This window comes from Desulfofundulus luciae, assembly GCF_030813795.1.
GTDB classification, from domain to species: Bacteria; Bacillota; Desulfotomaculia; order Desulfotomaculales; family Desulfovirgulaceae; genus Desulfofundulus; species Desulfofundulus luciae.
The window spans coordinates 23,135-47,573 of sequence record NZ_JAUSUX010000021.1; the positions used below are offsets into that span (position 1 = coordinate 23,135).

General features: G+C 55.8%; 29 protein-coding genes. 22 read left to right on the plus strand and 7 right to left on the minus strand.

The window, feature by feature from the left end; genetic code table 11:
• Positions 1-66: 66 nt before the first annotated feature.
• From fapR to ftsY, 10 genes are all read left to right on the plus strand, one after another.
• Positions 67-645 (plus strand): transcription factor FapR, encoded by a 579-nt coding sequence (gene fapR, locus J2Z49_RS11430; RefSeq protein WP_307403092.1) that lies wholly within the window; start codon positions 67-69, stop codon positions 643-645.
• Complete coding sequence (plsX, locus tag J2Z49_RS11435; RefSeq protein ID WP_307403093.1) at positions 642-1,652, plus strand: phosphate acyltransferase PlsX; 1,011 nt, start codon at positions 642-644, stop codon at positions 1,650-1,652. The genes fapR and plsX overlap by 4 nt, the downstream gene beginning before the upstream one ends.
• On the plus strand, positions 1,652-2,707 hold the full coding sequence (locus tag J2Z49_RS11440; protein ID WP_307403094.1) for a beta-ketoacyl-ACP synthase III: 1,056 nt from the start codon (positions 1,652-1,654) through the stop codon (positions 2,705-2,707). The genes plsX and J2Z49_RS11440 overlap by 1 nt, the downstream gene beginning before the upstream one ends.
• Positions 2,685-3,638, plus strand: a complete 954-nt coding sequence (fabK, locus tag J2Z49_RS11445; RefSeq protein ID WP_307403117.1) for an enoyl-[acyl-carrier-protein] reductase FabK — start codon at positions 2,685-2,687, stop codon at positions 3,636-3,638. Before J2Z49_RS11440 ends, fabK begins: the two co-directional genes overlap by 23 nt.
• Entirely contained in the window at positions 3,635-4,573 is a 939-nt protein-coding gene (gene fabD, locus J2Z49_RS11450) for an ACP S-malonyltransferase (RefSeq protein WP_307403095.1), read from the plus strand. Before fabK ends, fabD begins: the two co-directional genes overlap by 4 nt.
• Before the next feature lies 1 nt (position 4,574).
• Entirely contained in the window at positions 4,575-5,318 is a 744-nt protein-coding gene (gene fabG / locus J2Z49_RS11455) for a 3-oxoacyl-[acyl-carrier-protein] reductase (protein ID WP_307403096.1), read from the plus strand.
• Positions 5,319-5,367: 49 nt separating this feature from the next.
• On the plus strand, positions 5,368-5,598 hold the full coding sequence (gene acpP / locus J2Z49_RS11460; RefSeq protein ID WP_013823343.1) for an acyl carrier protein: 231 nt from the start codon (positions 5,368-5,370) through the stop codon (positions 5,596-5,598).
• Positions 5,599-5,676: 78 nt separating this feature from the next.
• Positions 5,677-6,918: a beta-ketoacyl-ACP synthase II gene (gene fabF, locus J2Z49_RS11465; RefSeq protein ID WP_307403097.1), complete on the plus strand. Its 1,242-nt coding sequence runs from the start codon at positions 5,677-5,679 to the stop codon at positions 6,916-6,918.
• 13 nt (positions 6,919-6,931) lie between these two features.
• A complete protein-coding gene (rnc, locus tag J2Z49_RS11470) occupies positions 6,932-7,663 on the plus strand; it encodes a ribonuclease III (protein WP_307403098.1) in 732 nt (243 codons plus the stop codon).
• 2 nt (positions 7,664-7,665) lie between these two features.
• A complete protein-coding gene (gene ftsY, locus J2Z49_RS11475) occupies positions 7,666-8,577 on the plus strand; it encodes a signal recognition particle-docking protein FtsY (protein ID WP_307403099.1) in 912 nt (303 codons plus the stop codon).
• A gap of 36 nt (positions 8,578-8,613) precedes the next feature.
• On the opposite strand, the gene J2Z49_RS11480 is transcribed toward ftsY, so the two are convergent.
• The gene (locus J2Z49_RS11480; protein WP_307403100.1) at positions 8,614-9,714 is read right to left on the minus strand and encodes an NAD(P)/FAD-dependent oxidoreductase; all 1,101 of its coding nucleotides are present in this window, start codon (positions 9,712-9,714) and stop codon (positions 8,614-8,616) included.
• Between the two features lie 130 nt (positions 9,715-9,844).
• Between J2Z49_RS11480 and J2Z49_RS11485 the strand changes: the two genes are divergently transcribed.
• Positions 9,845-10,960 (plus strand): GerAB/ArcD/ProY family transporter, encoded by a 1,116-nt coding sequence (locus J2Z49_RS11485; RefSeq protein ID WP_307403101.1) that lies wholly within the window; start codon positions 9,845-9,847, stop codon positions 10,958-10,960.
• Here J2Z49_RS11485 and J2Z49_RS11490 read toward each other — a convergent pair.
• A complete protein-coding gene (locus tag J2Z49_RS11490) occupies positions 10,919-12,013 on the minus strand; it encodes an NAD(P)/FAD-dependent oxidoreductase (RefSeq protein WP_307403118.1) in 1,095 nt (364 codons plus the stop codon). The two genes, J2Z49_RS11485 and J2Z49_RS11490, sit on opposite strands and share 42 nt — an antisense overlap.
• Positions 12,014-12,281: 268 nt before the next feature.
• On the opposite strand from J2Z49_RS11490, the gene J2Z49_RS11495 reads away from it, so the two are divergent.
• The gene (locus tag J2Z49_RS11495) at positions 12,282-12,734 is read left to right on the plus strand and encodes a hypothetical protein (protein WP_307403102.1); all 453 of its coding nucleotides are present in this window, start codon (positions 12,282-12,284) and stop codon (positions 12,732-12,734) included.
• Positions 12,735-13,000: 266 nt separating this feature from the next.
• Positions 13,001-13,432: a CBO0543 family protein gene (locus J2Z49_RS11500; RefSeq protein WP_307403119.1), complete on the plus strand. Its 432-nt coding sequence runs from the start codon at positions 13,001-13,003 to the stop codon at positions 13,430-13,432.
• Positions 13,433-13,466: 34 nt separating this feature from the next.
• Here the strand turns inward: J2Z49_RS11500 and J2Z49_RS11505 are convergent, their stop codons facing one another.
• The 3 genes from J2Z49_RS11505 to J2Z49_RS11515 are packed head-to-tail and all read right to left on the minus strand — an operon-like array spanning position 13,467 to position 14,254.
• Positions 13,467-13,709 (minus strand): hypothetical protein, encoded by a 243-nt coding sequence (locus J2Z49_RS11505; RefSeq protein WP_307403103.1) that lies wholly within the window; start codon positions 13,707-13,709, stop codon positions 13,467-13,469.
• Positions 13,710-13,721: 12 nt separating this feature from the next.
• Positions 13,722-13,928, minus strand: coding sequence for a hypothetical protein (locus tag J2Z49_RS11510; RefSeq protein ID WP_307403104.1), 207 nt, complete (start codon positions 13,926-13,928; stop codon positions 13,722-13,724).
• Positions 13,929-13,945: 17 nt separating this feature from the next.
• A complete protein-coding gene (locus J2Z49_RS11515) occupies positions 13,946-14,254 on the minus strand; it encodes an ArsR/SmtB family transcription factor (protein WP_307403105.1) in 309 nt (102 codons plus the stop codon).
• Positions 14,255-14,473: 219 nt separating this feature from the next.
• On the opposite strand from J2Z49_RS11515, the gene mtnP reads away from it, so the two are divergent.
• The 8 genes from mtnP (at position 14,474) to J2Z49_RS11555 (ending at position 21,669) form a co-directional block, all read left to right on the plus strand.
• Positions 14,474-15,259, plus strand: a complete 786-nt coding sequence (gene mtnP, locus J2Z49_RS11520) for an S-methyl-5'-thioadenosine phosphorylase (protein ID WP_307403106.1) — start codon at positions 14,474-14,476, stop codon at positions 15,257-15,259.
• Between the two features lie 17 nt (positions 15,260-15,276).
• Positions 15,277-16,323: an S-methyl-5-thioribose-1-phosphate isomerase gene (gene mtnA, locus J2Z49_RS11525; protein ID WP_307403107.1), complete on the plus strand. Its 1,047-nt coding sequence runs from the start codon at positions 15,277-15,279 to the stop codon at positions 16,321-16,323.
• Between the two features lie 36 nt (positions 16,324-16,359).
• Positions 16,360-17,613, plus strand: coding sequence for an adenosylhomocysteinase (locus J2Z49_RS11530; RefSeq protein WP_307403108.1), 1,254 nt, complete (start codon positions 16,360-16,362; stop codon positions 17,611-17,613).
• Positions 17,614-17,652: 39 nt separating this feature from the next.
• On the plus strand, positions 17,653-18,336 hold the full coding sequence (locus J2Z49_RS11535; protein ID WP_307403109.1) for a class II aldolase/adducin family protein: 684 nt from the start codon (positions 17,653-17,655) through the stop codon (positions 18,334-18,336).
• An 81-nt stretch (positions 18,337-18,417) separates the two neighbouring features.
• Positions 18,418-19,722, plus strand: a complete 1,305-nt coding sequence (locus tag J2Z49_RS11540) for an amidohydrolase (protein ID WP_407650088.1) — start codon at positions 18,418-18,420, stop codon at positions 19,720-19,722.
• A gap of 4 nt (positions 19,723-19,726) precedes the next feature.
• The gene (locus J2Z49_RS11545; RefSeq protein ID WP_307403110.1) at positions 19,727-20,902 is read left to right on the plus strand and encodes a class I SAM-dependent rRNA methyltransferase; all 1,176 of its coding nucleotides are present in this window, start codon (positions 19,727-19,729) and stop codon (positions 20,900-20,902) included.
• Positions 20,903-21,185: 283 nt separating this feature from the next.
• Positions 21,186-21,359: a hypothetical protein gene (locus J2Z49_RS11550; RefSeq protein ID WP_307403111.1), complete on the plus strand. Its 174-nt coding sequence runs from the start codon at positions 21,186-21,188 to the stop codon at positions 21,357-21,359.
• Complete coding sequence (locus J2Z49_RS11555; RefSeq protein ID WP_307403112.1) at positions 21,343-21,669, plus strand: type II toxin-antitoxin system PemK/MazF family toxin; 327 nt, start codon at positions 21,343-21,345, stop codon at positions 21,667-21,669. Before J2Z49_RS11550 ends, J2Z49_RS11555 begins: the two co-directional genes overlap by 17 nt.
• Before the next feature lie 644 nt (positions 21,670-22,313).
• Here the strand turns inward: J2Z49_RS11555 and J2Z49_RS11560 are convergent.
• Positions 22,314-23,510, minus strand: coding sequence for a sensor domain-containing diguanylate cyclase (locus J2Z49_RS11560; protein WP_307403113.1), 1,197 nt, complete (start codon positions 23,508-23,510; stop codon positions 22,314-22,316).
• Between the two features lie 233 nt (positions 23,511-23,743).
• Between J2Z49_RS11560 and J2Z49_RS11565 the strand changes: the two genes are divergently transcribed.
• A complete protein-coding gene (locus tag J2Z49_RS11565; protein ID WP_307403114.1) occupies positions 23,744-24,007 on the plus strand; it encodes a hypothetical protein in 264 nt (87 codons plus the stop codon).
• A gap of 152 nt (positions 24,008-24,159) precedes the next feature.
• Here J2Z49_RS11565 and J2Z49_RS11570 read toward each other — a convergent pair.
• The coding region (locus J2Z49_RS11570; protein ID WP_307403115.1) for a hypothetical protein at positions 24,160-24,439 on the minus strand (280 nt) is incomplete at its 5' end.

Consider the following 24,439-nt stretch of genomic DNA (forward strand, 5'->3'; position numbering starts at 1 on the left):
GCTTTATTTTGGCATTCCCGCTATACTTATTTTAGTACCTGGTGCTAAATTTTTGGTGATAGGGCAATGTCCAGAGGTCATACGGGAAAACTGAATCGCCAGCAACTGGTCGCCCGCTATCTCACCGGCAACCCTTTCCTCACCGATGAGGATCTCGCCGCTATCCTCGGGGTCAGCGTGCAGACCATCCGGCTGGATCGTAATGAGTTACATATTCCGGAAAAACGTGAGCGTTTGGAGCAGGTGGCCCGGGGTGTTTACGGCCGGCTCCGGGCTTTAAGTGAGACCGATCTGGTGGGTGAGCTGGTGGAGCTGAACATAGGCAGATCGGGCGTTTCTATACTCACCATCACCGATGAGATGACCCTCAAACGCACCCGCGTGGCCCGGGGACATTATTTGTTTGCCCAGGCCAACTCCCTGGCGGTGGCTTTATGCGATGCCGAGGTGGCCCTAACCGGCACCACCAAGGTGAGTTTCCGCCGGCCGGTGTTTTGCGGGGAAAAGGTGGTAGCCAGGGCGTTTGTAAGGCGCAAAAAGGGCAATAAATATATGGTAAGGGTTGCCTCAAGAGTGAATAATGAGGTAGTACTGGAAGGAAAATTTCTCATCTTCGCCATAGCAGAGGAGGTCTGGCGGCAGTGAAAATTGCCGTTGATGCCATGGGCGGCGACCATGCGCCGGCAGAAATCGTGCGGGGGGCAGTGGAAGCGGCCCGGGAATACCGCCAGGAGATCATTCTGGTGGGGGACCGGGAAAAAATTCTGACCGAGCTGGGTCAGTCGCCCCCGGATCATATTGAGGTGTTCCACGCCCCGGAAATTATTACCATGGGGGAACAGCCGGCCGTAGCGGTCCGGAAAAAGAAACAGTCTTCCATTGTGCAGGCTGTCAGGCTGGTCAAGGAAGGGGAGGCAGCGGCCATGGTTTCTGCCGGCAGCACGGGAGCGGCCATGGCGGCTTCCCTTTTAGGTTTGGGACGCATCCAGGGGATTGACCGCCCGGCCATAGCCAGTATTTTACCCCGGAGTGGGGGAACCACCGTCCTTTTAGATGCGGGAGCCAACGTGGACTGCAAACCCCACCATTTACTTCAGTTTGCCATTATGGGTTCCCTGTACGCCGAAAAAATCCTTGGCGTTCCCCGGCCCCGGGTTGGCCTTTTAAATGTGGGTGAAGAAGAAACAAAGGGCAACGAACTCACCCTGGCCACCTTTCCCCTCCTGCGCCAGGCAAAAATAAACTTTATCGGCAACGTGGAGGGGCGGGATATCTTCGCCGGTACGGTAGACGTGGTAGTTTGCGATGGTTTTGTGGGGAACATTGTTTTGAAGGCCGGAGAAGGGCTGGCGGCGGCACTGCTGGGAATGATCAAGGAGGAAGTTACCAGGAGCTGGCTGGCCAAAATGGGTACGGCCATGGCCATCTCTGCTTTAAAGTGCTTTGAAAGGCGCATCGATTATGCGGAGTACGGTGGAGCACCGCTTTTAGGAGTCAACGGGGTATCCATTATCTGTCACGGCAGCTCCACTGCCCGGGCGATCAAAAACGCCATTAAAAGGGCCAGGGAAGCAGTTGAAACCGGGCTGGTAAGCGCCATCCGGAGCAGTATTGAAGACATCGCTGAGCACCAGAAAGTGGGGATAAGTTAATGTCCAAACAAATTTTGCCCGTGGGAATTTGGGGTACGGGCATATATGTGCCTGAACGGGTGCTTACCAATGCGGATTTGGAGCGTATGGTAGATACCAGTGACGAGTGGATCCGCACCCGCACGGGCATTCGGGAGAGACATATTGCTGCGGATCACGAGGCAGCTTCCGACCTGGCCGTTCGGGCCGCCCGGCAGGCCATGGAGAATGCTGGGGTTACCGGGGAAGAAATTGATTTAATTATCGTCGCTACCAACAGTCCAGACATGCTGTTCCCGGCAACGGCCTGTCTGGTGCAGCATGCCCTGGGGGCAAAAAAGGCCGGGGCTTTTGATGTTCAGGCGGGGTGCACCGGCTTTATATACGCCCTGGCCTGCGGCAGCCAGTTTATCGCCGCCCGGGCGGCCAAAATCGTTCTGGTCATTGGTGCGGAAGTTCTGAGCCGCCTGGTGAACTGGCAGGATCGCAACACATGTGTCCTCTTTGGTGACGGCGCCGGGGCAGTGGTTATGGGGCCGGTGCCTGAGGGCTACGGCATCCTGGCCACCCGTTTGGGTGCGGAAGGATCGGGGGGGCCTCTTTTATCCCTTCCCGCGGGCCTTTCCCGTTACCCGGCGTCTGAGGAAACACTGGCTAAAAAACAGCACTTCATACATATGAACGGCCGGGAAGTGTTTAAATTTGCCGTCAAGGTGATGGAAGAGGGCTGCCGGGAGGTCTTGCAGGCAGCCGGTCTGGATCCAAAAGAGCTGGATTTTTTAGTTCCCCACCAGGCCAACACCCGCATTATCGAGGCCGCCGCTAAAAGGCTGGCCCTGCCTTTAGAACGGGTATGGATCAATGTGGACCGTTACGGTAATACTTCCGCTGCTTCCATTCCCCTGGCTTTGCACGAGACCCTGGAGGCAGGACGGATCCAGGACGGCGATCACGTGGTGCTGGTGGCCTTTGGCGCAGGTCTCACCTGGGGAGCCACCCTGCTGCGCTGGTACGATTACCGTTCAAAACCTTTGAGAAGGGAGACGGATAACCATTATCCGCACGAAGCTTTGTGATTTGCTGGGAATCGAATATCCCGTCATCCAGGGTGGGATGGCCTGGGTTTCCACGGCCGAACTGGCGGCCGCAGTTAGTGAGGCAGGCGGGTTGGGGATTATTGGTTCCGGCCAGGCTCCCCCGGAATGGGTGCGGGAGCAGGTACGCCTGGCCCGGAAACTGACGTCCAAACCCTTCGGAGTAAATGTGATGTTACGCTCGCCTTACGTGGACGAAGTGATGCAGGTACTTTTGGAGGAACGGGTTGCGGTAATTACCACCGGGGCGGGTAACCCGGGAAAATACCTGCCCGGCCTGCAGGCGGCGGGCATCCGGGTAATTCCGGTTGTATCTTCGGTAGCCCTGGCCAGGCGCCTGGCCAGAAGCGGTGTGGATGCCCTTATTGCCGAGGGCATGGAGAGCGGCGGCCATGTGGGTGAGCTGTGTACTTTTCCCCTGGTCCCGCAAATTGTGGACGCGGTGGATATTCCCGTCATTGCCGCCGGCGGTATTTACGACGGCCGGGGTCTGGCCGCCGCCCTCATGCTGGGGGCGCAGGGTGTCCAGATGGGTACCCGTTTCATGTGCGCGGCGGAATGTACCATTCACCCAGCCGTAAAGGAGATGGTAATTAAGGCCAGGGACCGGGATACGGTGGTCACCGGCCGGCCCACAGGCCACCCGGTGCGGGTACTACGCAATAAATTAAGTAGACAATTTGAGGAACTAGAAAGCCGCTGCGCCCCGCCGGAAGAACTGGAGAGGCTGGGAGTAGGGAAACTGCGGGCGGCTATGGTTGAAGGCGATGTGGAATACGGTTCAGTGATGGCCGGGCAGGTTTCAGCCATGGTGCGGGAAATTCAGCCCGCCCGGGAAATTATTCTGGACGTAGTGCAGGGCGCGGCGGCCCTGCTATCGGACGCATCCCGGTGGGTGGTGTCCGGCAAATGAAGCTGGCCTTTATCTTCCCCGGCCAGGGGTCGCAGTACGTGGGCATGGGCCGCCAGATGTACGAGTGCTTTCCAGCCGCCCGGCGCACCTTTGAAGAGGCCGACGCCTCTCTGGGCTTTACCTTAAGCCGCTTGTGTTTTGAAGGTCCCGCAGAGGAACTGCAGCATACCGTGAACGCCCAGCCGGCCATTCTCACGGTAAGTGTGGCCTGTCTACGGGTGCTCCAGGAAAAGGGAGTGGTACCGGACGTGGCTGCTGGCCACAGCCTGGGGGAATACAGCGCCCTGGTGGCGGCGGGGGCCATAACCTTTGCCGATGCGGTAAAAATTGTGCGCAAGCGGGGCCAGTTCATGCAGGAGGCGGTACCCCTGGGAGCCGGGGGGATGATGGCCGTTCTCGGACTGGATGTTCCCACGGTTCAGGAGATCTGCCGCCGGGCATCCGATGCCGGGCTGGTGGAAGCTGTTAACCTCAACTGTCCCGGTCAGGTGGTCATTGCCGGGGAAACGCAGGCTCTGGAACGGGCCTGTGGGCTGGCCAAAGAAGCGGGAGCCAGGCGGTGCGTTCCCCTGGCCGTAAGCGCCCCTTTCCACTCCAGCCTGATGCTCCCGGCCGGGGAGAAGCTGGCCCGGGAACTGGAACAGGTGGCCATGGCCGATCCCCGGTTTCCCGTGGTGGCCAATGTTACCGCTGACTACGTGACCTCCAAAGAGGAGGTAAAAAGGCTCCTGGTACAGCAAGTTTACAGCCCCGTGCGCTGGGAGGAAAGCATGCGGCGGCTCATTGCCGGCGGCGTCCAGGCCTTTATCGAGGTGGGTCCCGGGACGGTATTATGCGGCCTTTTGCGCAAAATTAACCGTCAGGTAAACTGCTGGTCGGTCCAGGACCCGGAGTCCCTGGAAAAAGTCCTTGCATGCCTTAAGGAGGTTAGCTAAAATGTTACTTGACGGTAAAAAGGCCATTGTTACTGGCGCTTCCCGGGGCATCGGCCGGGCCATTGCCCTGGCTTTAGCCCGGGCCGGGGCGGACGTGGTGGTGAATTTTAACGGTCAGGCCGCTGCCGCCGAGGAAGTAGTTGCCCGCATTCGTGAGATGGGCCGGCAGGCGGTAACCTGCCAGGCGGATGTTTCCGTGCCTTCCGAGGCGGTAAAACTGGTTAATGTGGCCGCCGAGCAACTGGGTGCACTGCATATCCTGGTGAATAACGCGGGGATCACCAGGGATAACCTGGTGATGCGCCTGGCGGATGAAGATTGGGACCGGGTGCTGGAGGTAAATTTGAAGGGTGCTTTCAACACCATCAAGGCAGCTTCCCGGTTGATGATGAAAGCCCGTTGGGGTCGCATCATCAACATCAGTTCGGTGGTCGGCATCACGGGCAACGCCGGCCAAGCCAATTACGCCGCCAGCAAGGCCGGGCTCATTGGTCTGACCAAAGCGGTGGCTAAAGAACTGGGCTCCCGGAACATCACTGTTAACGCGGTGGCACCGGGGTTTATCCTTACGGATATGACCGGCTCCCTTTCCGGGGCCGTCAGGGAAAAGATGTTAAGCCGGGTGGCCCTGGGCCGTTTCGGGCAGCCTGAAGAGGTAGCCGCGGCAGTGGTTTTCCTGGCCAGCGATGCTGCGGGGTATATTACCGGGCAAACCATTGTCGTTGATGGCGGTCTAACTATATAGGCTGGTTACATAAAGTTAGTGTGAATAGCAGTGGAAGGGGGTGAAACATTTGTCCGTTTTTGAGAAGGTTAAAGCCATCATTGTGGAACAGTTGGGGGTAGATGAATCCGAAGTGACCATGGAAGCCTCCTTCATTGAGGATTTGGGGGCTGACTCCCTGGACATTGTGGAACTGGTGATGGCCCTGGAAGAGGAATTTGACCTGACTATTCCCGATGAGGATGCGGAAAAGATCCGCACTGTGGGTGAGGCCGTCAGATATATTCAGGAGCATTTATAAGTAAAATCCCAGGTCCCGCGATCACCACGCGGGACTTTTTGAAATAAGCTTTCATGAATCGCTTAAGGAGGTAAGGTTTTGTCCAATAGAGTTGTGATAACCGGTGCGGGCATAATATCTCCGGTGGGTACCGGTGTCGAAACCTTTTGGGCCAATATTACGGCGGGGAAAAGCGGCGTTGGGCCCATTACCCGCTTTGATGCCAGTGCCTACGATACCCGCTTCGCCGCCGAGGTACGGGATTTTGACCCCACCCGGTACATAGACAAAAAAGAAGCCCGGCGCATGGATCGCTTTACCCAGTTTGCCCTGGCCGCCACAAATATGGCCCTGGAGGACGCCGGTCTTGACCTGGAACAGGTGAACCGGGACCGGGTTGGCGTTATTTTGGGTTCGGGCATTGGCGGTATTGAGACACTGGAAGAGCAGCACCAGGTCCTTCTTAAACGCGGCCCGGGACGGGTGAGCCCCTTTTTCATCCCCATGATGATTGCCAACATGGGGGCAGGCCAGATTGCCATTACCCACCGGCTGCGGGGGTGTAATTTAACTGTCACCAGCGCCTGTGCCTCCAGCAGTCATGCCGTGGGTGACGCCTTTCGCCTGCTCCAGTGGGGACATGCGGATATAGTGATCACCGGCGGCAGCGAGGCGCCTCTTACCCCCCTGGCGGTGGCGGGTTTTTCGGCCATGAAGGCCCTTTCCACTCGCAATGACGAGCCGGAGAAAGCCAGCCGGCCCTTTGACGCCGGGCGGGACGGTTTTGTCATTGGTGAAGGGGCGGCTATCCTGATCCTGGAGACCCTGGAGCACGCCCAACGACGAAAGGCCCGCATTTACGCCGAAGTGGTGGGTTACGGTACCAGTTGCGACGCCTACCACATTACGGCGCCCGACCCTGAGGGCAGCGGGGCGTCTTTATCCATGGAATTGGCCCTCAAGGATGCTGGCCTGCCGCCGGAAAAGGTGGATTATATCAACGCCCACGGTACCTCCACCCCTCTGGGCGACCGGCTGGAGACAGTGGCCATTAAACGTGTCTTTGGTGACCACGCTTACCGGCTGGCTGTCAGTTCCACCAAGTCCATGACCGGTCACCTCCTGGGAGCGGCGGGTGGCCTGGAGGCGGTCGTCTGCGTGTTGGCCATTTACCACGGGGTAATCCCCCCGACCATCAATTACGAGGAACCGGATCCGGAATGCGACCTGGACTACGTACCCAACCAGGCCCGCAAGGCGCCCGTGGAGGTGGCCTTAAGCAACTCCTTTGGTTTCGGGGGACATAACGCCACCCTTGTATTCCGCAAATTTCAAGGTTAAAATGGGTGATGAAATGACGGAAGTTGAAGAGAAGATCAGCGCCTTGAAAGAAAAGCTGGGATTCCGCTGGCAAAATGAGGATTTGTTACGCCTGGCTTTGACCCACAGTTCCTATGCCTACGAAAAAAATTTCCGGAGCCAGGAAAACAACCAGCGATTGGAGTTCCTCGGCGATGCGGTGCTGGAACTGGTGGTCAGCGATTATCTCTACCGCACCTATCCTGGGCACAGTGAAGGGGAATTGACCAGATTGCGGGCGGCAGTAGTGTGCGAGCCTTCCCTGGCCCGGACGGCCCGGGAACTGGAGCTGGGTCCGTGCCTTTATATGGGCCGGGGGGAGGAACGGTCGGGGGGACGGGAACGCCCCTCCATCCTGGCTGACGCCTTTGAGGCCCTTTTAGGGGCCGTCTACCTCGACCAGGGGCTGTCGATGGCCCAAAAGGTTGCTCTTAAATACCTTAAGCCGGTCATTAGAGATGTGTTGGAAGGTCGCGTGGAGCGGGACTACAAAACTGAATTGCAGGAAATCCTGCAAGAGGAAGGTAAAGCGGGCATCAGTTACGCCATTTTACGTGAGGAAGGTCCCGATCATCATAAAATCTTTACTGCAGCGGTATATTTTGGAGGTAAGGAGATGGGCCGGGGGCAGGGGCGTTCGAAAAAAGAAGCGGAGCAACAGGCCGCGTGCCGGGCACTGGCCAGGCTGGGATATCTCCCCGGGACGGAGCATCAGGAGGTTTTTTAGGGATGGGATTTTTTAACCGCCTGAAAGAGAGTTTAACCAAAACCCGCCAGGGCCTGGTGGAAAAAATCGAAAATCTCATTACCGGACGCCGGGCCATTGATGAAAGCCTCTTTGACGAACTGGAGGAAGCGCTAATCGGAGCCGACGTGGGGGTGGAAACGGCCCTGGAGTTGATGGATACCCTGCGCCGGCAGGTTAAAGAACGGAAGGTACAAGATCCTGAGCAGCTAAAGCCCCTTCTGCAGGAACTCATCCAGGGTATCTTGAGTACGGGCGAGAGTTCCCTTAACCGGGGTGGTCCCCCCACGGTAATCCTGGTGGTGGGGGTTAACGGGGTAGGCAAGACCACCACCATCGGTAAGCTGGCCCACTACTTTAAAACCCGGGGGGAGCGGGTACTTCTAGGGGCGGCGGATACCTTCCGGGCGGCGGCCATCGACCAGCTGGAGATCTGGGGGCAGCGGGTAGGAGTTGATGTGATCAAGCATAAAGAAGGTTCCGACCCGGCAGCAGTAGCCTATGATGCCCTGCAGGCGGCCCGGGCACGGAAGATGGACATGCTCATTATCGATACCGCCGGCCGGTTGCATACAAAAAGCAACCTCATGGACGAACTGAAAAAAATCCGCCGGGTGCTGGGCCGGGAGCTGCCCGGGGCGCCCCACGAGGTGTTGCTGGTGCTGGATGCCACTACCGGGCAAAATGCCATTTCCCAGGCCCGCCTTTTTGGCGAGGCCACCGGTGTGACGGGCATTGTTCTGACCAAGCTGGATGGTACGGCTAAGGGTGGGGTGATTATCGGCATCCGCCGGATCCTGAACATACCCGTTAAGTTCATTGGTATCGGTGAAGGAGTGGAGGACCTGCGTCCCTTTAACCCGCAAGAGTTTGTAGCCGCCTTGTTTGAGAAATAAGTCAACGCGAACCGGGCAAGAGGCCTGGTTTTCTTTTTACATCCCGGGGCGGATTTTTTGCTTTACTTGCTGCAAGAAGTTGAGCAATCCCGTGACGTATAGTAATATGTCAATGTTGGTATTGTAAATGAGCTGTTTTATCCCGGGGGTGGTGACCAGTTTTACCAGGTTGTCGAAATCGGTGTTGTTCATATTGTTGAGTAGCCGGCGTAAAGTTGCCAGGCGGGTGATCTTCCGGCGCAAATCGCGGGTCAGGTTGGTGTAGGATTCCCCCCGGGCCAGGGCCCGGCCGGCATAAACCCCGCTCCTGATGGAGGACATGACGCCGAATCCTAAAAAAGGCTCCATAAAGCCCCCGGCATTCCCGATCATTAATACATTGCCCACCTGCGGCGGGTAGCAGTAGCCGCTGATATGTTGTAGAGAAAAATTTTCCAATACCTGGTAATCAAGCTCTTCCATTTCCCAGAAGAGACGCCATTTCTCTTCAATCTCATCGGCATTGCTATTGCTGACTATTAAAACCAGGGAGGCACGGTGAGCATTAAAAGGTGTGAGGTAGGCGTAGGTATGGCGTGAGTATTTAGTATTGACCCACATGATCAGGGTATTGGGGTCGAAGTTCCCCAGTACCACCGCTCCCCGCACCCAGGTTTCCAAGAAGTCCTGCCAGCAGCCAAGCGTGCGCGCGACCGTTGGTGTGCCGTCGGCCACCACCACGTAATCGTAATGGCGCGCCAGCACCTGCCAGTCGGCGTAACGGTTAAAATATACCGGCGTTTTTAAAAGGGAGTAGAGCTGGCTTTCCGCGGAATTTTCGTCCTGCCCCCGCTGGAGGAAATAACCCAGGTGCCCGGTGACAGTGCGGGTGACGTTGGGCATATGCATGATTACTCTTTTCCAGGGGGCCAGGGGCTTGATGGGCAAATGCAGCTCGTTTTGCAGGTAATCCATCTGGTCTTTGATGGGCCGGGACATAAGTTGTAAAAGCCCGCCTACATGGTTAAAAGTTTCCCCCGCACGGGAGCGTTGCTCAAAAATAGCCGGGGCGATGCCGTGGCGCTCCAGTTCCAGGGCGCAGGCCAGGCCGGAAATACCGGCGCCGATAATGGCAATCCGGGGCGTGTGGCGACTCATGCTTGTCCCTCCCATGCGCAAACAAACCTTTACATTAGTATACCCTTGAGGTTTTCATCCAAGCCCCAACCATGCATATCTACCCCCGTATCCATACACAATATCATGGAAGCAAAAGGGGGGCCAGCCAGTGAATCAGGGTGGAAGCAGCAACCTCATTGAAAAGGGACGGATTTCCTCCCGCCAGTTAGCCATGTTGCTTTTTACCCTGGTCATATCGACCATCGATGTTTACCTGCCGGCAGTGGTGGCCGGTGTAGCCGGAAGGGATGCCTGGATTGCAGTAATCCTGGCGGTTTTCTATGCCCTGATCATCTGGGCGGTGGCCATAGCCCTGGCCGCCCGTTTTCCCCGCCAGACGGTTATCCATTACAGTAGGGAAATTTTAGGACCCTTTCTTGGGAGCCTTATTGGATTATTGCTGGTTATTTTTTTCTTTTTTGTGGGGGCCAGCGTCACCCGTATTTTGGCAGATATAATGGCCACGGCCTTTATGCCGGGCACACCTCTGGTGGTTTTTACCACGAGCGCTGTGCTGGTGGCCTCTTATGCAGCCTTCGGCGGGCTTGAGGTTATAGCCCGGGTAAACGAAATTTTGCTCCCCCTGGGACTTGCCGCACTTATTTTTGTTGGTTTCGGTTCTTTGCCTCAGGTAGATTTTGGCAACTTCTTGCCCGTGATGGAACACGGTCTGGGGCCGGTGAACTGGGGAGGTGTTGTCCTGGTCAGTATCTTAGGCGAATTTGTGATTGTACTGATGCTCTATCCATATTTAAGTGACCAGACCCGGGCCGGGGTAAATGGTCTGTGGGCGCTCCTGGGGCTGGGGGCAGCCATGCAAATTGGCGTGCTGGCCATCGGTTTTTTTACCGCAGAGGTTACCGCCGCCATGAACTTTCCGGCCCTGGAAATGGTGCGGGCCATCAGGTTGGGACCCTTAATGACCCATCTGGATGTGGTGATCGTGGCCGTTTGGGTGGGAGGCATTTTTATAAAACTAGCCCTGCTTTACTATGTGGTGACTTTGGGACTGGCCCAGTGGCTGGGCCTGAACAGTTACCAATTCCTGTTGGCGCCAGTAGGGATCTGGATGGTTGTCTACTCACTGTTCGCCTATCATTCCTTAGCCGATTTTCTGGTCCTGGAAAAGAAGGTATTTCCCGGAGACGCTTTGTTTCATACATTTCTAATTCCCTTGTTTCTTTTAGTGGTGGCGTGGGTGCGCGGAGGGGGTGCGAAAGGTTAATTTATTAAACCCGGATAAGATGGTATAAATTTTAGGGATTATATCCAACCCGGAGTGGTAAATAAGATGCTTTATGCCGGGCATCCCCAGAATGCCTACCAGGCGGTCCAGACCGTGGTTGTCCAGTTTGTCAAGCTTTGAGCGCAACTCGTTCAGTTCGTTAATGCGCCGGGTCAAGGGCTTCACCAGCCTTTCATAATCATCATTGCCGGCAATGGCCCGGGCGGCCAGCACTCCACTGATCATCCCAGGAAAAAGGCCCAGGCCGAGGAGGTTGCTGACAAAGCCCCCGCTATTACCAACCAGAAGGATGTTGCCCACCTGGTGACGGGTGATCCGGCCGCAGTGAAATTGTTGCTCATAAGTCTCTATGGTGTGATAATGCAGTTTCTCCGCTTCCAGAAAAAGTTCCCAGTAATCATCCATTTCTTCGGGTTTAATCCCCCCTACACAGAGGTGGATACTGGCTCGACCCCGGTCGAAGGGAGCCAGATAACCATAGCTGTGACCCGCGTAACGGGTGTCCCAGAACATATGAAAGGTATGGGGATCAAATTGCCCCAGTACCAGGGCTCCTTTGATAACTACATTGGAATATTCCTGCCACAGGCCCAGTTGGCGGGCGGGTTTGCTGTCTCCCGTGGCCACCACCACCCAATCGAATTCCCTGGCCAGGTCCTGCGGATCGGCAATGGTCTCAAAAACTACCGGCGAGCTGAGCCCGGCTGCCATCTGGTTTTCAATGGAAAGGGGGGAACGCCCCCGGGAAAGCAGATATCCCAGGCGCGGTGACCGTATGACCGCCTGGTGGCCGGGGCTGTGCATGACAATAGAGCGCAGGGGAGCCAGGGGGTGCAAATAAAAACCGCATTTACGGGCCAGATGATCCAGCTGGTCTTTTACGGGAAGCCACGCCAGGTGTAAAAGCATATCCACCCGCTCCACCGGGTGGCCTACGCGGTGATAACGCTCAAAGATAACCGGTTTAATACCCAGACGTTGTAGTTCCAGGGCGCAGGCCAGACCGCTGGGGCCTGCTCCGATGATGGCCACACGCAAAATTTATCCTCTCCCGGGCATAAGTTATAAAAGACTGCTCGGGCTCGTAAAGGAGGAGTCCGGCGATACAGTGGTGTTTTGGGACTTCACAAAAAAGCCTGCTTCTTTTTTCGGCTGTGCTCATAGTGTTGGTTGCGGCAGGGGATATTATGAGTTGATGTTTTGAGCTGTTTTTTGAGCTAGTATAATGAAACCCTGCTTAAAAAGGCGGGTTAAGACACGTTTGCGGTAGGGATAAAAGTTAATCCCGAGGAGGCAGTCAATGGTGCCCTGGGTAATTTCCTTTACGATTAGCTGGCTGGTTTTTTTTGCCCTGGCGGACCGCCGGAGATACGTGCCCCTGCTGGTGGGGGGGCTGGCGGCTGTGGTTGTGCAGCTTTTAACAGATAATATAGGACATTACCTGAATCTTTACCGTGTGTCCGATCCCGTGCTTTCTATCTTTTATTCTTCAGCGTTTTTTACCTTTGGACCTGTGTTTACCATGGGTGCCCTTTTCGGCCAGTACCTTCCTTCCCTGCGCTGGCTCCAGGGGCTCCATATTATGGCCTTTACCGGCCTGTTCCTGTTGGAAGAGCATATGTTTATGCTGGCGGGCGTTCTGGTATACACCCACTGGGATCATTTTGCCAGTCTACTTGTGAATACGCTGGTCTTCGCTGGCCTGGCCTGGCTTGTGGAAAGCCTGCGGGTGGGCTGGGGTAGCCCGGGTTAATCCTTTGTTCCAGCCGGGTTCCTCTCTCTGGATCGGGGCTGCAATACCGGGGATTCGGTAGGTATCAAATTTACACGGGTTCCCCAGCAATTAAGTCGGCTTTTTTAGAAATTGGGTTTGCCACCTGATGGGGGGTATGGGGTGAATCTCTTTACTTTTACCGTTTTTTCTGTTGGGGTGGCCCTGGCCGTGGTCCTGTGGCTGCTGGTAATCAGAAGGCTGGAATCGTGAAATGTTAGGGTGGGAATGTGGCTTTGGCCTGGTTGATGTGGTTTGTCTTTTCACTGGGATTATCTATATTAGCGGTGGGAAAGAAAGGCTGGCTTCAGTTCTGGCCTGTGGGTCTGGTTGCCCTGGCAGTTGCCTATATCCTGGATAGCACCCTTATCGATTTAGGGGCTTTTTCCTATCACTACGGCGTGCCGGCTTTGGGGGGGCTACCCTTGCTGTACCTCTTATCCGTTTTTCCCAACGGTATTATTTTGTCCCGGTTTTACCCGTCCCGGCGCCGCTTGCGCCTGCCGTACGTGCTGGTGGTGGCGGCATTGTTCTTATTTGTGGAGCGGTTGATGTTCATTACGGGTAATTTCCGGTACCTGCATTGGACGCTGGAGTATAGCCTGATGTTGAATGTAACTGGAATGATCCTGGTTCTGTGGCTGGGGGAGTGGCTGGGGGTGATTAAACCGGGAGAGTAAATGTGAGGGAGTTTCCGCGTGAGTCGGAGTGTAATTACAGGCGGAAGCGGGGGCGCGTTTCCAGCCCGGGCAGCATTTTAGCGGGAGCGAAGGGGTTGGCTTCCATGGCTGTTATTTCAGTGCGCAGCACAAGTACATGTTGTGTTTCTTCGTCCCTCAAACGCATGAAAAGCTCCCGGGCAACCGGGTTAACCATCAGCAGCATTTGTTCATTGTAAAAGGTCTGGCTCCACATCTTGTCTATCAGTACATCGTACAGTAAATCCAGTTTATTCATGTTTTTTCCACCTCAACGAATGTTCAATTCCTTCATTTCCTTTTTAAGCATGGCAACACGCCGGCGGCTTGCCACGGCAAAGTGGCCAAAGAGTTCCTTTAACTTTTTATCCCGGGCGTTGCGGGCTAAAAACGCGTATTTTGACTGGCGCTTTTGTTCCATATCCATGGCCAGTTTAATGGCATTATTGAGAATTTCCTTTTCGGTAAGCAAAGACAAGTCAACCACCTCATTATTTAGTCTTTTCTTTCAAGGCTCCGGTTATGCGCTCCAACATTCATTAAGACCTTCATCAAATCTTTGACCAGTTCATTGGTCACGGTATAACAAATTTCCGTTCCTTTGCGCCGGCCCCTGATGATTCCGCGGGATTTCAAAATGCCTAAATGTTGGGAAACGGTGGATTGTGGCAAATCGAGGCATTCACGCATTCTGGTTACGTTGCATTCGTTGTTGATCAGCCCGTCTACAATGCACAGGCGAATGGGGTGGGCCAGGGCCTTCAGGAGTTCGGCCTTTTCCTCGTATTGCTGGACTTTGTTCATAGCATCACCTGCTATCGTTTTATCCATATATTACGATTATTTTAAAGTAGCCCTTCTTGCCCTGTCAATGATTTGTTGGTGGTTCAATATTTTTAAAAGCTGAAAGGAAAGTGGGGAGGAAAGGCGAATAGTAGGAAAGGTTAAAAAGAAGGCTAATTAAAAACCCGATGGATGGCATGGCTGTTCCGGCGGGAAATAGTGCTACGGAGGGCTTTCATTATGACTGTACGCATAGCCATCATTGGCGGGACGGGAGTGTACGATCCCAATATTTTAAGCGATGTTAGCCAAAAACGCCTGGAAACTCCCTTTGGTCCGGCCTGGGTAAAAATCGGTACCTACCGGGGCAGGGAGGTGGCCTTTATGGCCCGGCACGGGGAAGACCACTCGGTGCCCCCACACCTTGTTAACTACCGGGCCAACATTTGGGGTCTCAGGCAACTGGGGGTGAAAAACGTCTTTGCCACGGCTGCTGTGGGTTCTTTGAATCCGGAAATGAAGCCCAAACAGTTTGTTTTCGTGGATCAATTTCTGGATTTCACCAGGTCCCGGGTTCAGACTTTTGTGGAGAAAGGGGTGGTCCACCTGGACATGACTGACCCCTATTGTCCGGAATTGCGGTCGACTTTAGCCCGGGCTGCACAGGAACTGGACCTTGAGTATCATTTCAAAGGTACTTATGTTTGTACTGAAGGGCCGCGCTTCGAAACCCCGGCGGAGATCCGCATGTTCCGTCAACTGGGGGGAGATCTGGTGGGCATGACCAGCGTGCCCGAGGTGGTCCTGGCCCGGGAGGCGGGTATTTGTTACGCCACCATTGCTATGGTGACCAATTTTGCTGCAGGTATTTCGCCCACCCGCCTCTCCCACCAGGAAGTGGTGGATGTGATGGCCGAAAATGCAGGCAACCTGCGCCGGCTGGTTATGCGGGCCATTGAGCTTTTGGACCCGGATCGCACCTGCCTGTGTCACGATTCACCGCTGGATCCCTCGGCCGTGAAATAAAGGAAGGGGTGGGCACCTTGGACACTATGCGCTGGGAGAACGGGACGCTGGTGCTCCTGGATCAAACTAAATTGCCCGGTATGGTGGAATATATCCACTGCCGGGATCACGAAACTGTAGCTGAGGCCATTCGTAGCTTGCGGGTGCGGGGGGCGCCGGCCATCGGCGCGGCGGCGGCCTACGGCCTGGTACTGGGGGTGCTGGCGGCGGGAGCTAAAAACCGCGAGCAACTGCTTGCCCGGGCCCGGGAGGTGGCAGGTGTTCTTGCCTCCACCCGGCCCACGGCCGTCAACCTTGCCTGGGCCTTAAACCGCCTGCTGGCCCGGCTGGAGGCTTCCACGGCCACAGAACCGGAAGAATTAACGGGGCTTTTACTTAGCGAGGCCCACACCATTTACCGGGAGGATCTGGAGGGCAATAAGCGCATCGGGCAATTTGGCCAGGAGCTGGTTCCCCACGGGGCAAGGATTCTAACCCATTGCAATGCCGGCGCGCTGGCCACGGCCGGCTACGGCACTGCCCTGGGGGTAATCCGGGCCGCCCACGAAGCGGGAAAACAGGTGAGCGTTTATGCCGATGAGACCCGGCCCCTGTTGCAGGGAGCACGCCTTACCACCTGGGAGTTGATCCAGGATAATATACCGGTTACCCTGATCACCGATAATATGGCCGCTTATCTTATGGCCCGGGGCATGGTGGACCTGGTGGTGGTGGGGGCGGACCGCATTGCGGCCAACGGGGACGTGGCCAACAAAATCGGTACCTACGGCCTGGCCGTACTGGCTAAAGAACACGGCCTGCCCTTTTATGTGGCTGCCCCCCTGTCCACCATAGACCTTTCCCTGGCCAGCGGTAAGGATATTCCCATTGAGGAGCGGGAGCCGGAAGAAGTAACCCACCTGGCCGGTGTACCGGTGGCTCCCGCCGGTGTTAAGGTGTGGAACCCCGCCTTTGACGTTACCCCGGCCCGGCTGGTGACGGCCATTATTACCGACCGGGGGGTGGCCCGGCCGCCATACGGGGAAAGCCTGGCCGGGCTGGTGCGGGGTAATGGTGTAGTGTGACCGTAGAACATAAAAATTGAAGGAGAGCAGCAGAAGATGCAGGACTATCTTGTACGGGACATCAACCTGGCGCCCGGGGGCAGGCTGAAAATAGACTGGGTGCGGGTTCACATGCCGGTTCTGAATGCCATCCGGGATGAATTCGAAAGGGAAAAGCCCTTTGCCGGAGTGCGGGTGGCCATGAGCATTCACCTGGAAGCCAAAACGGCTTACCTGGCCGAGGTACTCAAAGCCGGCGGGGCACAGGTGGCCATTTCCGGGTCCAATCCCCTCTCTACGCAGGACGACGTGGCCGCGGCTTTGGCAGCGGCAGGTATCCACGTCTATGCCTGGCATGACGCCACCACCCAGGAATATATAGATCACCTGATTAAGGTGCTGGAAATTCGCCCCCATGTGGTGATCGATGACGGCGGTGACCTGGTTCACCTGCTGCATACCCGTTGCCGGGAACTGGCCTCGGAGGTAGCCGGGGGATGCGAGGAAACCACCACCGGGGTATCCCGCCTGAAAGCCATGGAGCGGGAAGGAAAACTCCTTTTCCCCATGATTGCCGTCAACGATGCCCGGTGTAAGTTCCTTTTTGATAACCGCTACGGGACCGGGGAATCGGTATGGGCCGGTATCATGCGCACCACCAATTTGCTGGTGGCGGGCAAGACCGTGGTGGTGCTGGGTTACGGCTGGTGCGGCAGGGGGGTGGCCATGCGTGCCGCCGGGTTGGGCGCCAGAGTAGTGGTCTGTGAGGTGGACCCGGTCAGGGCCCTGGAGGCATATATGGACGGCTACCTGGTGATGAAAAGCGAGCAGGCTGCCGGGGTGGGGGATATCTTCATCACCGTTACCGGCTGCCGCGATGTTTTAAAGGGTGAGCACTTCCGGCGCATGAAGGACGGGGCCATTCTCGCCAATGCCGGCCACTTTGACGTGGAGATCAACAAGCCCGAGCTGGCCGCAGCGGCCATTTCCCGCCGGGTGGTGCGGCAGAACATCGAAGAATTCACCCTGCCCGACGGGCGACGCATTTACCTCCTGGGGGAGGGTCGCCTGGTGAATCTGGCCGCCGGGGACGGTCATCCGGCAGAGATCATGGACATGTCCTTTGCCCTGCAGGCCCTGTCCGCCCGCTATATCTGGCAAAATAAAGACCGCCTGGCGCCCCGTCTATACCTGGTACCGGCTGAGTTGGACCGGCAGGTGGCGGAACTGAAACTTTCTTCCCTGGGCATTGAAATTGATCGGTTGACACCGGACCAGGAGGCCTATATCCAGAGCTGGCAAGTTGAATGAACTCAAGGACCGTCCAGTTGGGGGAGGAATTGGTTTTTCATGACGGTGGCAGCGGAAAAGTACAAAGAACAGGTATATAAAATGGGCCTGCGCATGGCCACCAGCGGGCTGGTGACGGGTACCTGGGGCAATCTTTCCGCCCGGGTTCCCAGGGAAGATCTGGTGGTGATCACGCCCAGCGGCTTGCCCTATACCACCCTGCAGGTCCGGGATATGGTGGTTATGGATATGAACGGCCGGGTGGTGGAGGGAGAACGTCGTCCCTCCACGGAATTCCAGTTACATCTGGCCATTTACCGCGCCCGTCCCGACGTCTATGCCGTGATGCATACCCACAGTGTTTTTGCCAGCGCCCTGGCCGTGGCCCGCAAGCCTATCCCTCCTATTTTGGAGGACCTGGCCCAGACGGTGGGCGATGGTGTGCCCGTGGCCAGCTATGCCCGGGCTGGTACGGAGGAACTGGCCCGGGCGGCAGTGGAGGCTCTGGGAAACCGGGGGGCGGTGCTCCTGGCCAACCACGGCGTTGTCGGAGTCGGGCGCAACCTGGAAGAAGCATTTATGGTCTGCCAGATAGTAGAGAAATCGGCCAAGGTTTATGTCTGGGCCGACCTGGTGGGAAAGCCCGCCATCTTACCGCCAGACGAGGTGCAGGCATTGAGGGATTCTTACCTGAACAGTTACAGCCAGGCCGCCGTGCGGAATTACGCCGTGAACGACCGGTAAAGTATGGCCGGCCTGCCGGGACGGTATCAAGTTCTGCCCGCGAAAGTTTGGAAAAGTTTTTGGGGTTTGGAGGAGTTAATAATGGGTATGTTGATCCGCGGAGCCGCCGTGCTGACCATGGAAAAACCTGAGTCTCTGCTGCCGAACGGGGAAATAATTGTTGAGGGGCAGTATATAACCCATTTAGGTCCGGCCGGGAGCGTTTCCCCGGAGCGCACCTTTGACCGGGTAATCGACGCCCGGGGTATGCTGGCCATGCCGGGCTTCGTGAACTGCCATACCCACGCGGCCATGACTTTATTTCGCGGTTATGCCGACGACCTGCCCTTAATGCAGTGGCTGCAGGAGAAAATCTGGCCTGTGGAAGAACGGCTCGAGCCCGAAGATGTTTACTGGGGTACCATGCTGTGCTGCCTGGAAATGATGCGGTCCGGGACCACTACCTTTGCCGATATGTACTTCCATATGGACGAGGCAGCCCGGGCTGTGGAAAAGGCGGGCTTACGGGCCAGCCTGTCCCGGGGGATGATTGGGCTTTCCCTTGGGGCGGGGGAGGCCCTGGACTACAGCCGCCGTTTTATCCGTGACTGGCATGGCCGGGCCGCCGGGCGCATTACCACCATGCTGGGACCCCATGCACCCTATACCTGCCCGCCCGATTTTTTGAACCGGGTTATGGAAGTTGCTGCCGATTTGAAGGTGGGAATCCACATCCACATTGCGGAAACCCGGGCTGAGATCGAGGAAATACGTCAGAAATACGGCAAAACACCTGTTGTGCTCATGGATGAGGTGGGCCTGTTTGAGTTTCCCGTGCTGGCTGCCCATTGCGTCCATCTCGATGAAAACGACATCCGCATTCTGGCCGAAAAGAAGGTAGGTGTAGCCCATAACCCTGAAAGCAATATGAAACTGGCCAGCGGTATTGCCCCGGTGACCCGTTTGCTGGCTGCCGGAGCGCTGGTGGGCCTGGGCACCGACGGGGCGGCCAGCAACAATAACCTGGATATGATGGAAGAGATGCGTTCTGCGGCGCTGCTTCAGAAGGTGGCCACCATGGATCCCACGGCCCTGGCTGCCTTTGATGCCCTGTCCATGGCCACAGTAAACGGTGCCCGGGTGCTGGGATTTCATGATGTGGGCCTGCTTAAACCCGGTTATAAAGCGGATATTATTTTAATTAATCTTGACCAACCCCATTTCTACCCGAGGCATGACCTGGTGGCCCACCTGGTTTACGCAGCCCGGTCGGCGGATGTGGAAACGGTCATCATAGACGGCCGGGTGGTTATGGAGAAAAGACAGGTGCTGACCATGGACGAGGAAGAGATTTACCACGAGGTGCAGAAACGGTCGGAGAGATTGGTAGGCGGTGTTAAGAGGTGACTTTATGGCAGTAGTGAAGCTAACCCGGGGCCGGCATCACCGGGTCTTAAACGGACATCCCTGGGTTTACCGCACCGAGGTGGAAGATATTCACGGTCATTTTAACCCCGGCGATGTGGTGGAAGTGGTGGAACACCGGGGGCGGTTTGTGGGACGGGGTTACATTAACCCCTCCTCCCAGATCCTGGTACGCCTCTTTACCCGGGAGCAGGGGGAAAAGATTGACCGGAAGTTTTTTCGCCGGCGTTTAGTGGCGGCCCTGGAATACCGCCGCCGGGTGGTGCGGCATACTAATGCCTGTCGCCTGGTTTTTGCCGAGGCCGATTTTCTGCCCGCGCTGATCGTGGACCGGTTTGGCGATTACCTGTCCGTTCAGACCCTGGCCCTGGGAATAGACGTGCACAAAAATACAATTGTCGAGCTTCTGGATGAGCTATTGAATCCCGCCGGTATTTACGAAAGAAACGACGTGCCGGTACGGGAACTGGAGGGGCTGCCCCTGGTGACGGGCTTTCTTAAAGGCCCCTTTAATCCGGTAGTGGAGATAGAAGAAAATGGGTTGCGCTTTCTGGTGGACCTGGCCGGAGGGCAGAAAACAGGGTATTTTTTAGATCAACGGGAAAACCGGCTGGCCCTGGAGGGGCTGGCCGGGGGAGCCCGGGTGCTGGATTGTTTTTGCCACACCGGCACTTTTTCCGTCTATGCCGCCCGTTTCGGGGCCAGAGAGGTGCTGGGTATTGATGTGGCGGGCGACGCCCTGGAGATGGCCCGGGAAAACGCGGCCCGGAACGGGTTCGGGCAGGTTTGCACCTTCCGGGAGGGTAACGCTTTTGATGAACTGCGGGCCATGGACCGGGCCGGGGAAAGGTTTGACTTAATTATTCTCGATCCGCCGGCCTTTACCAAATCCAAAGAGGCGCTGGAAGGGGCCATCCGGGGCTACAAGGAGATCAACTTGCGGGCCATGAAGCTGTTACCTTCAGGTGGTTTTCTGGTTACCTGCTCCTGTTCTTACCATATGACCGAGGATCTCTTCCTGGAAGTATTGCTGGATGCTGCCCGGGATGCAGGGCGGCAGTTGCGCCTGGTGGAAATGCGCCGCCAGGCCAAAGACCACCCCATGCTTCTCGCTTCGCCGGAAACGTATTACCTGAAATGTTTCGTGCTTCAGGTCTTCTGAAGCCTGAAAAATTGCGGTTGCGCGGGGGATGTCAGCAAACAAACGGCAATGGGAAGCTGTTTTCTTCCATTGTCCGGGCGCTCCGGAGCTTGAGGAAGCGCACTTTGCGGTCAGTTAAAGGCGCAGGAAGCCGCCCTGCCCCTGAACCAGCGGGCAAACTCCCCTGAGCTGGCGAAGCCTCCGGGAAAAGCTGAACGACGCCCGCGTCCGGGTGACCGGCATTTTTTGGAAGGGAGTGGCTATGATAAAAACGTTGTGTTATTATAGTCGTGGGGTGATTCTTATGGGCAAGATAGAAGAGCTTCTTCAGGAAATAAACCAGCTTTCGATTGAGGAAGCAAAAATTCTTTACAAGGAATTACTTCGGCGGATAGCGACGCCACTCCGGGACCCGGAAGAAATTTTCGACGACTGGAATGACCCGGAGGTGGATAAAGCCTATGCCAAATCCTGGTGAGGTAGTGGTTACTAATTTCGCTTATTCTAACCTGAGCGGGGCGAAAGTGCGGCCCGCTCTTGTTGTAAGTAAACCCGAATTTACTGCGGTGACAGGCTTAGTTGTCGTAGCGGCAATATCAGGGCAACCGGTGAAAAATGCTTTCGAGTACGCTTTAAACAACTGGAAGGAAGCTGGTCTTAATCTACCCTCTAAGGTTTGTGCGGGCAAGTTATTTGCGGTAAATTCGAGCTTAGTTAAGAAAATAGGGAAGTTAAGCGAAAGCGATTTTGTCGAGGTTAAAAAATTATTGGCAAACGCTTTGGTCTAAGTGAACCTCCCTCGGGATAAAGCCCGGGGGCTTCGTCCCGAAGGTTTCTCATGTCGTCGGAAAGCCGCCCGCAAAACCGCAGGTCTTACGCTTTCCTCGTGAGCTACATGGCCGCGTCACCGCAACCAGGCCCGGTCTATAGGCGTCTACTACTTCGCCATGCGGTTACGTAGATACGAGCTTACTTCAAAGCACCAATCTCTTTCGGGAATCAGTTTTACGCAGCGGCCCATTGACCCGCTGCAACCCTATACCGATTGTCAAAGAGCACAGGTATATTATACCATGGGAATGTATGTTTGGGAAGTATTTACACTCCCTTGGAACTCCTTTACGATGAATTGCTTGACGCGGAAACACCGGAGCAGGCGGCAGAAATCGTTTCCAGGATATGAGCCCTGGTTAACCCGCCTCCTGCTTCAATAAGAATTTTGAACCCGGCAGAGATAAGTGACCCTTGCCGGGTGTTTTTGTTTTCTTGGTGGGGCCTTCTGTCTTAATCGCTGTGTGGTTTTGCGAGAGCCGTCGAACTGAACCACCGGTCGCCGCTTCTTTTCCCGGAGTGCTGTCCGGGTACCTGCGGTTTATTCACTTCGTTAGAACACAAAACCGGGTGCGATAGGTTTCCCTTGAAAGCCGGGAATTTAGTTCAGCTTATCGGCAACTATCCTGTTGCGCCCGCTGCTTTTGGCCAGGTAGAGCCTCTCGTCCGCTTTTTTTAACAGCGAAAGGGCGTCTTCTCCGTCGTGCGGAAACTGAGCGATGCCGCCGCTGAGAGTCAGGTTCTTTGCGCACAGGACATCGGTTAAACTGGCTTCATTAAATACCCTGCAGAATCGTTCGACGACCGCGCATGCCCTCTTGATGTCGGTTTCCGGGAGGATAATTAAAAATTCCTCTCCGCCGAATCTGGCAACCAGGTCCACATTTCTCAAACACTTGCGGGCCAGGTCAGCCATCAGCGTGAGCACTTTGTCGCCTTCGGTGTGGCCGTAGTTGTCGTTCACCAGCTTGAAATTATCGATGTCCAGCATAGCGACAGAGAATACATGGCCGTATCTTTTGCTCCGGTTGATTTCGCCTTGCAGGGCTTCCATACCGAAACGCCGGTTGGGAAGACCGGTTAGTTTATCTGTCAGTGCCTCTCTTTTCACGGTTTTGATGAGCCGGTTATTGTATATTGCCAACGATGCATAGCCCGCTAGAATGTTAATCAAATCTATGTTCTCTTTCAACCGGTCCATCTTAGTGTCGTGTTCAAAGAGAATATTTATGCAGCCGAATGCCACGCCCTCCGCGACCAGCGGGACACAGGCATACGTGTACTGGTCGGGTGAGTCCAGCATTTCCGGGCAGGGGACGGTGCTTTCCAGCGGTGAGTAGATTATAAGGCGGCACGTTTTAATTGCGATGCAGTTGAGCGGGCTTTTCGAGCATACGTTTTTGATGTCGTGTGCGGCAGATTTCTCTTCCGCAACGGTTTCCAACTTGGTACGGCTGCTGGAAGCGCATAAAATCCTGATTGTTACCGGTTCCTGGAGTAATTTGCGCAGGATGTTTATGGCGCTGACACAGATGCTCTTTTCGTCTTCAATGCTGAACATTAGGGAGCACAGGAATGCCGTCTCTTTCAACATTTTAATCAGTCTTTGCGATTCTTCGTAGTAGCTTTTTACCAGCGTGTAGTGATTGTCCTTGATTTCTGCAACTTTCTGACAAAACTCTTTCTGATTTTCAGTTATGTTTTGAACCAGGCTGTGAAGGGATTTGAGAATCTGGTAATTTTCTGAATGGTGTACAAAAGACTGCATAAATAAAAAGCCCCCTCCCTGTTTTAACACAAACTGGCAGGCGGCGGTTGCGCTACTGGCTCACTCCGGTCCAAGCGCCCACGTTACAGACCGCAGTTCATCGCTCACCTTTTTACGGGGGGACTTTATTCGACAAAAAAACGGAATCTCCTGCTTTATATGGACAAAATTTTAAACAGCACCACAAAAAACCGGAAGAACCCTGCCTGTACCGGCAGGGTTCTTATTTTTTTAAGGTAAAGCTGCGAAAGGAGCTGTTTGTCATGGACAGGACCATAAAGAAAAGAAAAAGCCAGAGGCAGGGGCCGGTGGAACTCTTCTGCCCCTATTGCGACCGGACCATGCCCTACGGGTACGACCCCGCCCTGGGTTACTGCCGCTGCACGGGGTGCGGCGTCAGCACGGAAGACTTCCACACCCGGACGAAAAACGGGCTGTGGGACCCGCAGAAGAAGGACGCAGTGGAGCGGGCGGTGGTTGAAAGCGGGCTGGTTTACCGGGGTAAAGGGAAACGCAGCAAAGGCTAGGGGGTGAAACACACCCTGCACCCTGAGTCCATCCCTTGAAAAACCCCTTTTCTTCAGGACATTGAAAGTATATTTTGGGGCAAAATATCCCGTTTTCCGCCCTGACGGGCTTAGAGTTTCGGAGGCGGTGTCCTTGAGGGCTGCGGACGTGGTTATCCGGGAGCGTTCCGGCCACGTGGTGTGCGGCGTGGCAAGGGCGGCAAGTACCGGGAGGTGCCCCTGAACGCTACGGCTAGGCGTGTCCTGGCCGGGTATCTTTCGGGCCTTTCCGGGGAGTGGCTTTTCCCCGGCAAGAACGGCGGCCACCTGACGGCAAGGGCGGCGCAAAAAGCCCTGGCCACCAGGGCCAGCAAACCGCCCTGCAGGTAGGCCTCAGTAAGCACCCGGGCCATCTGGGCCTGCTGAATGGCTTCCAGTTCGCTTAAGGACTTG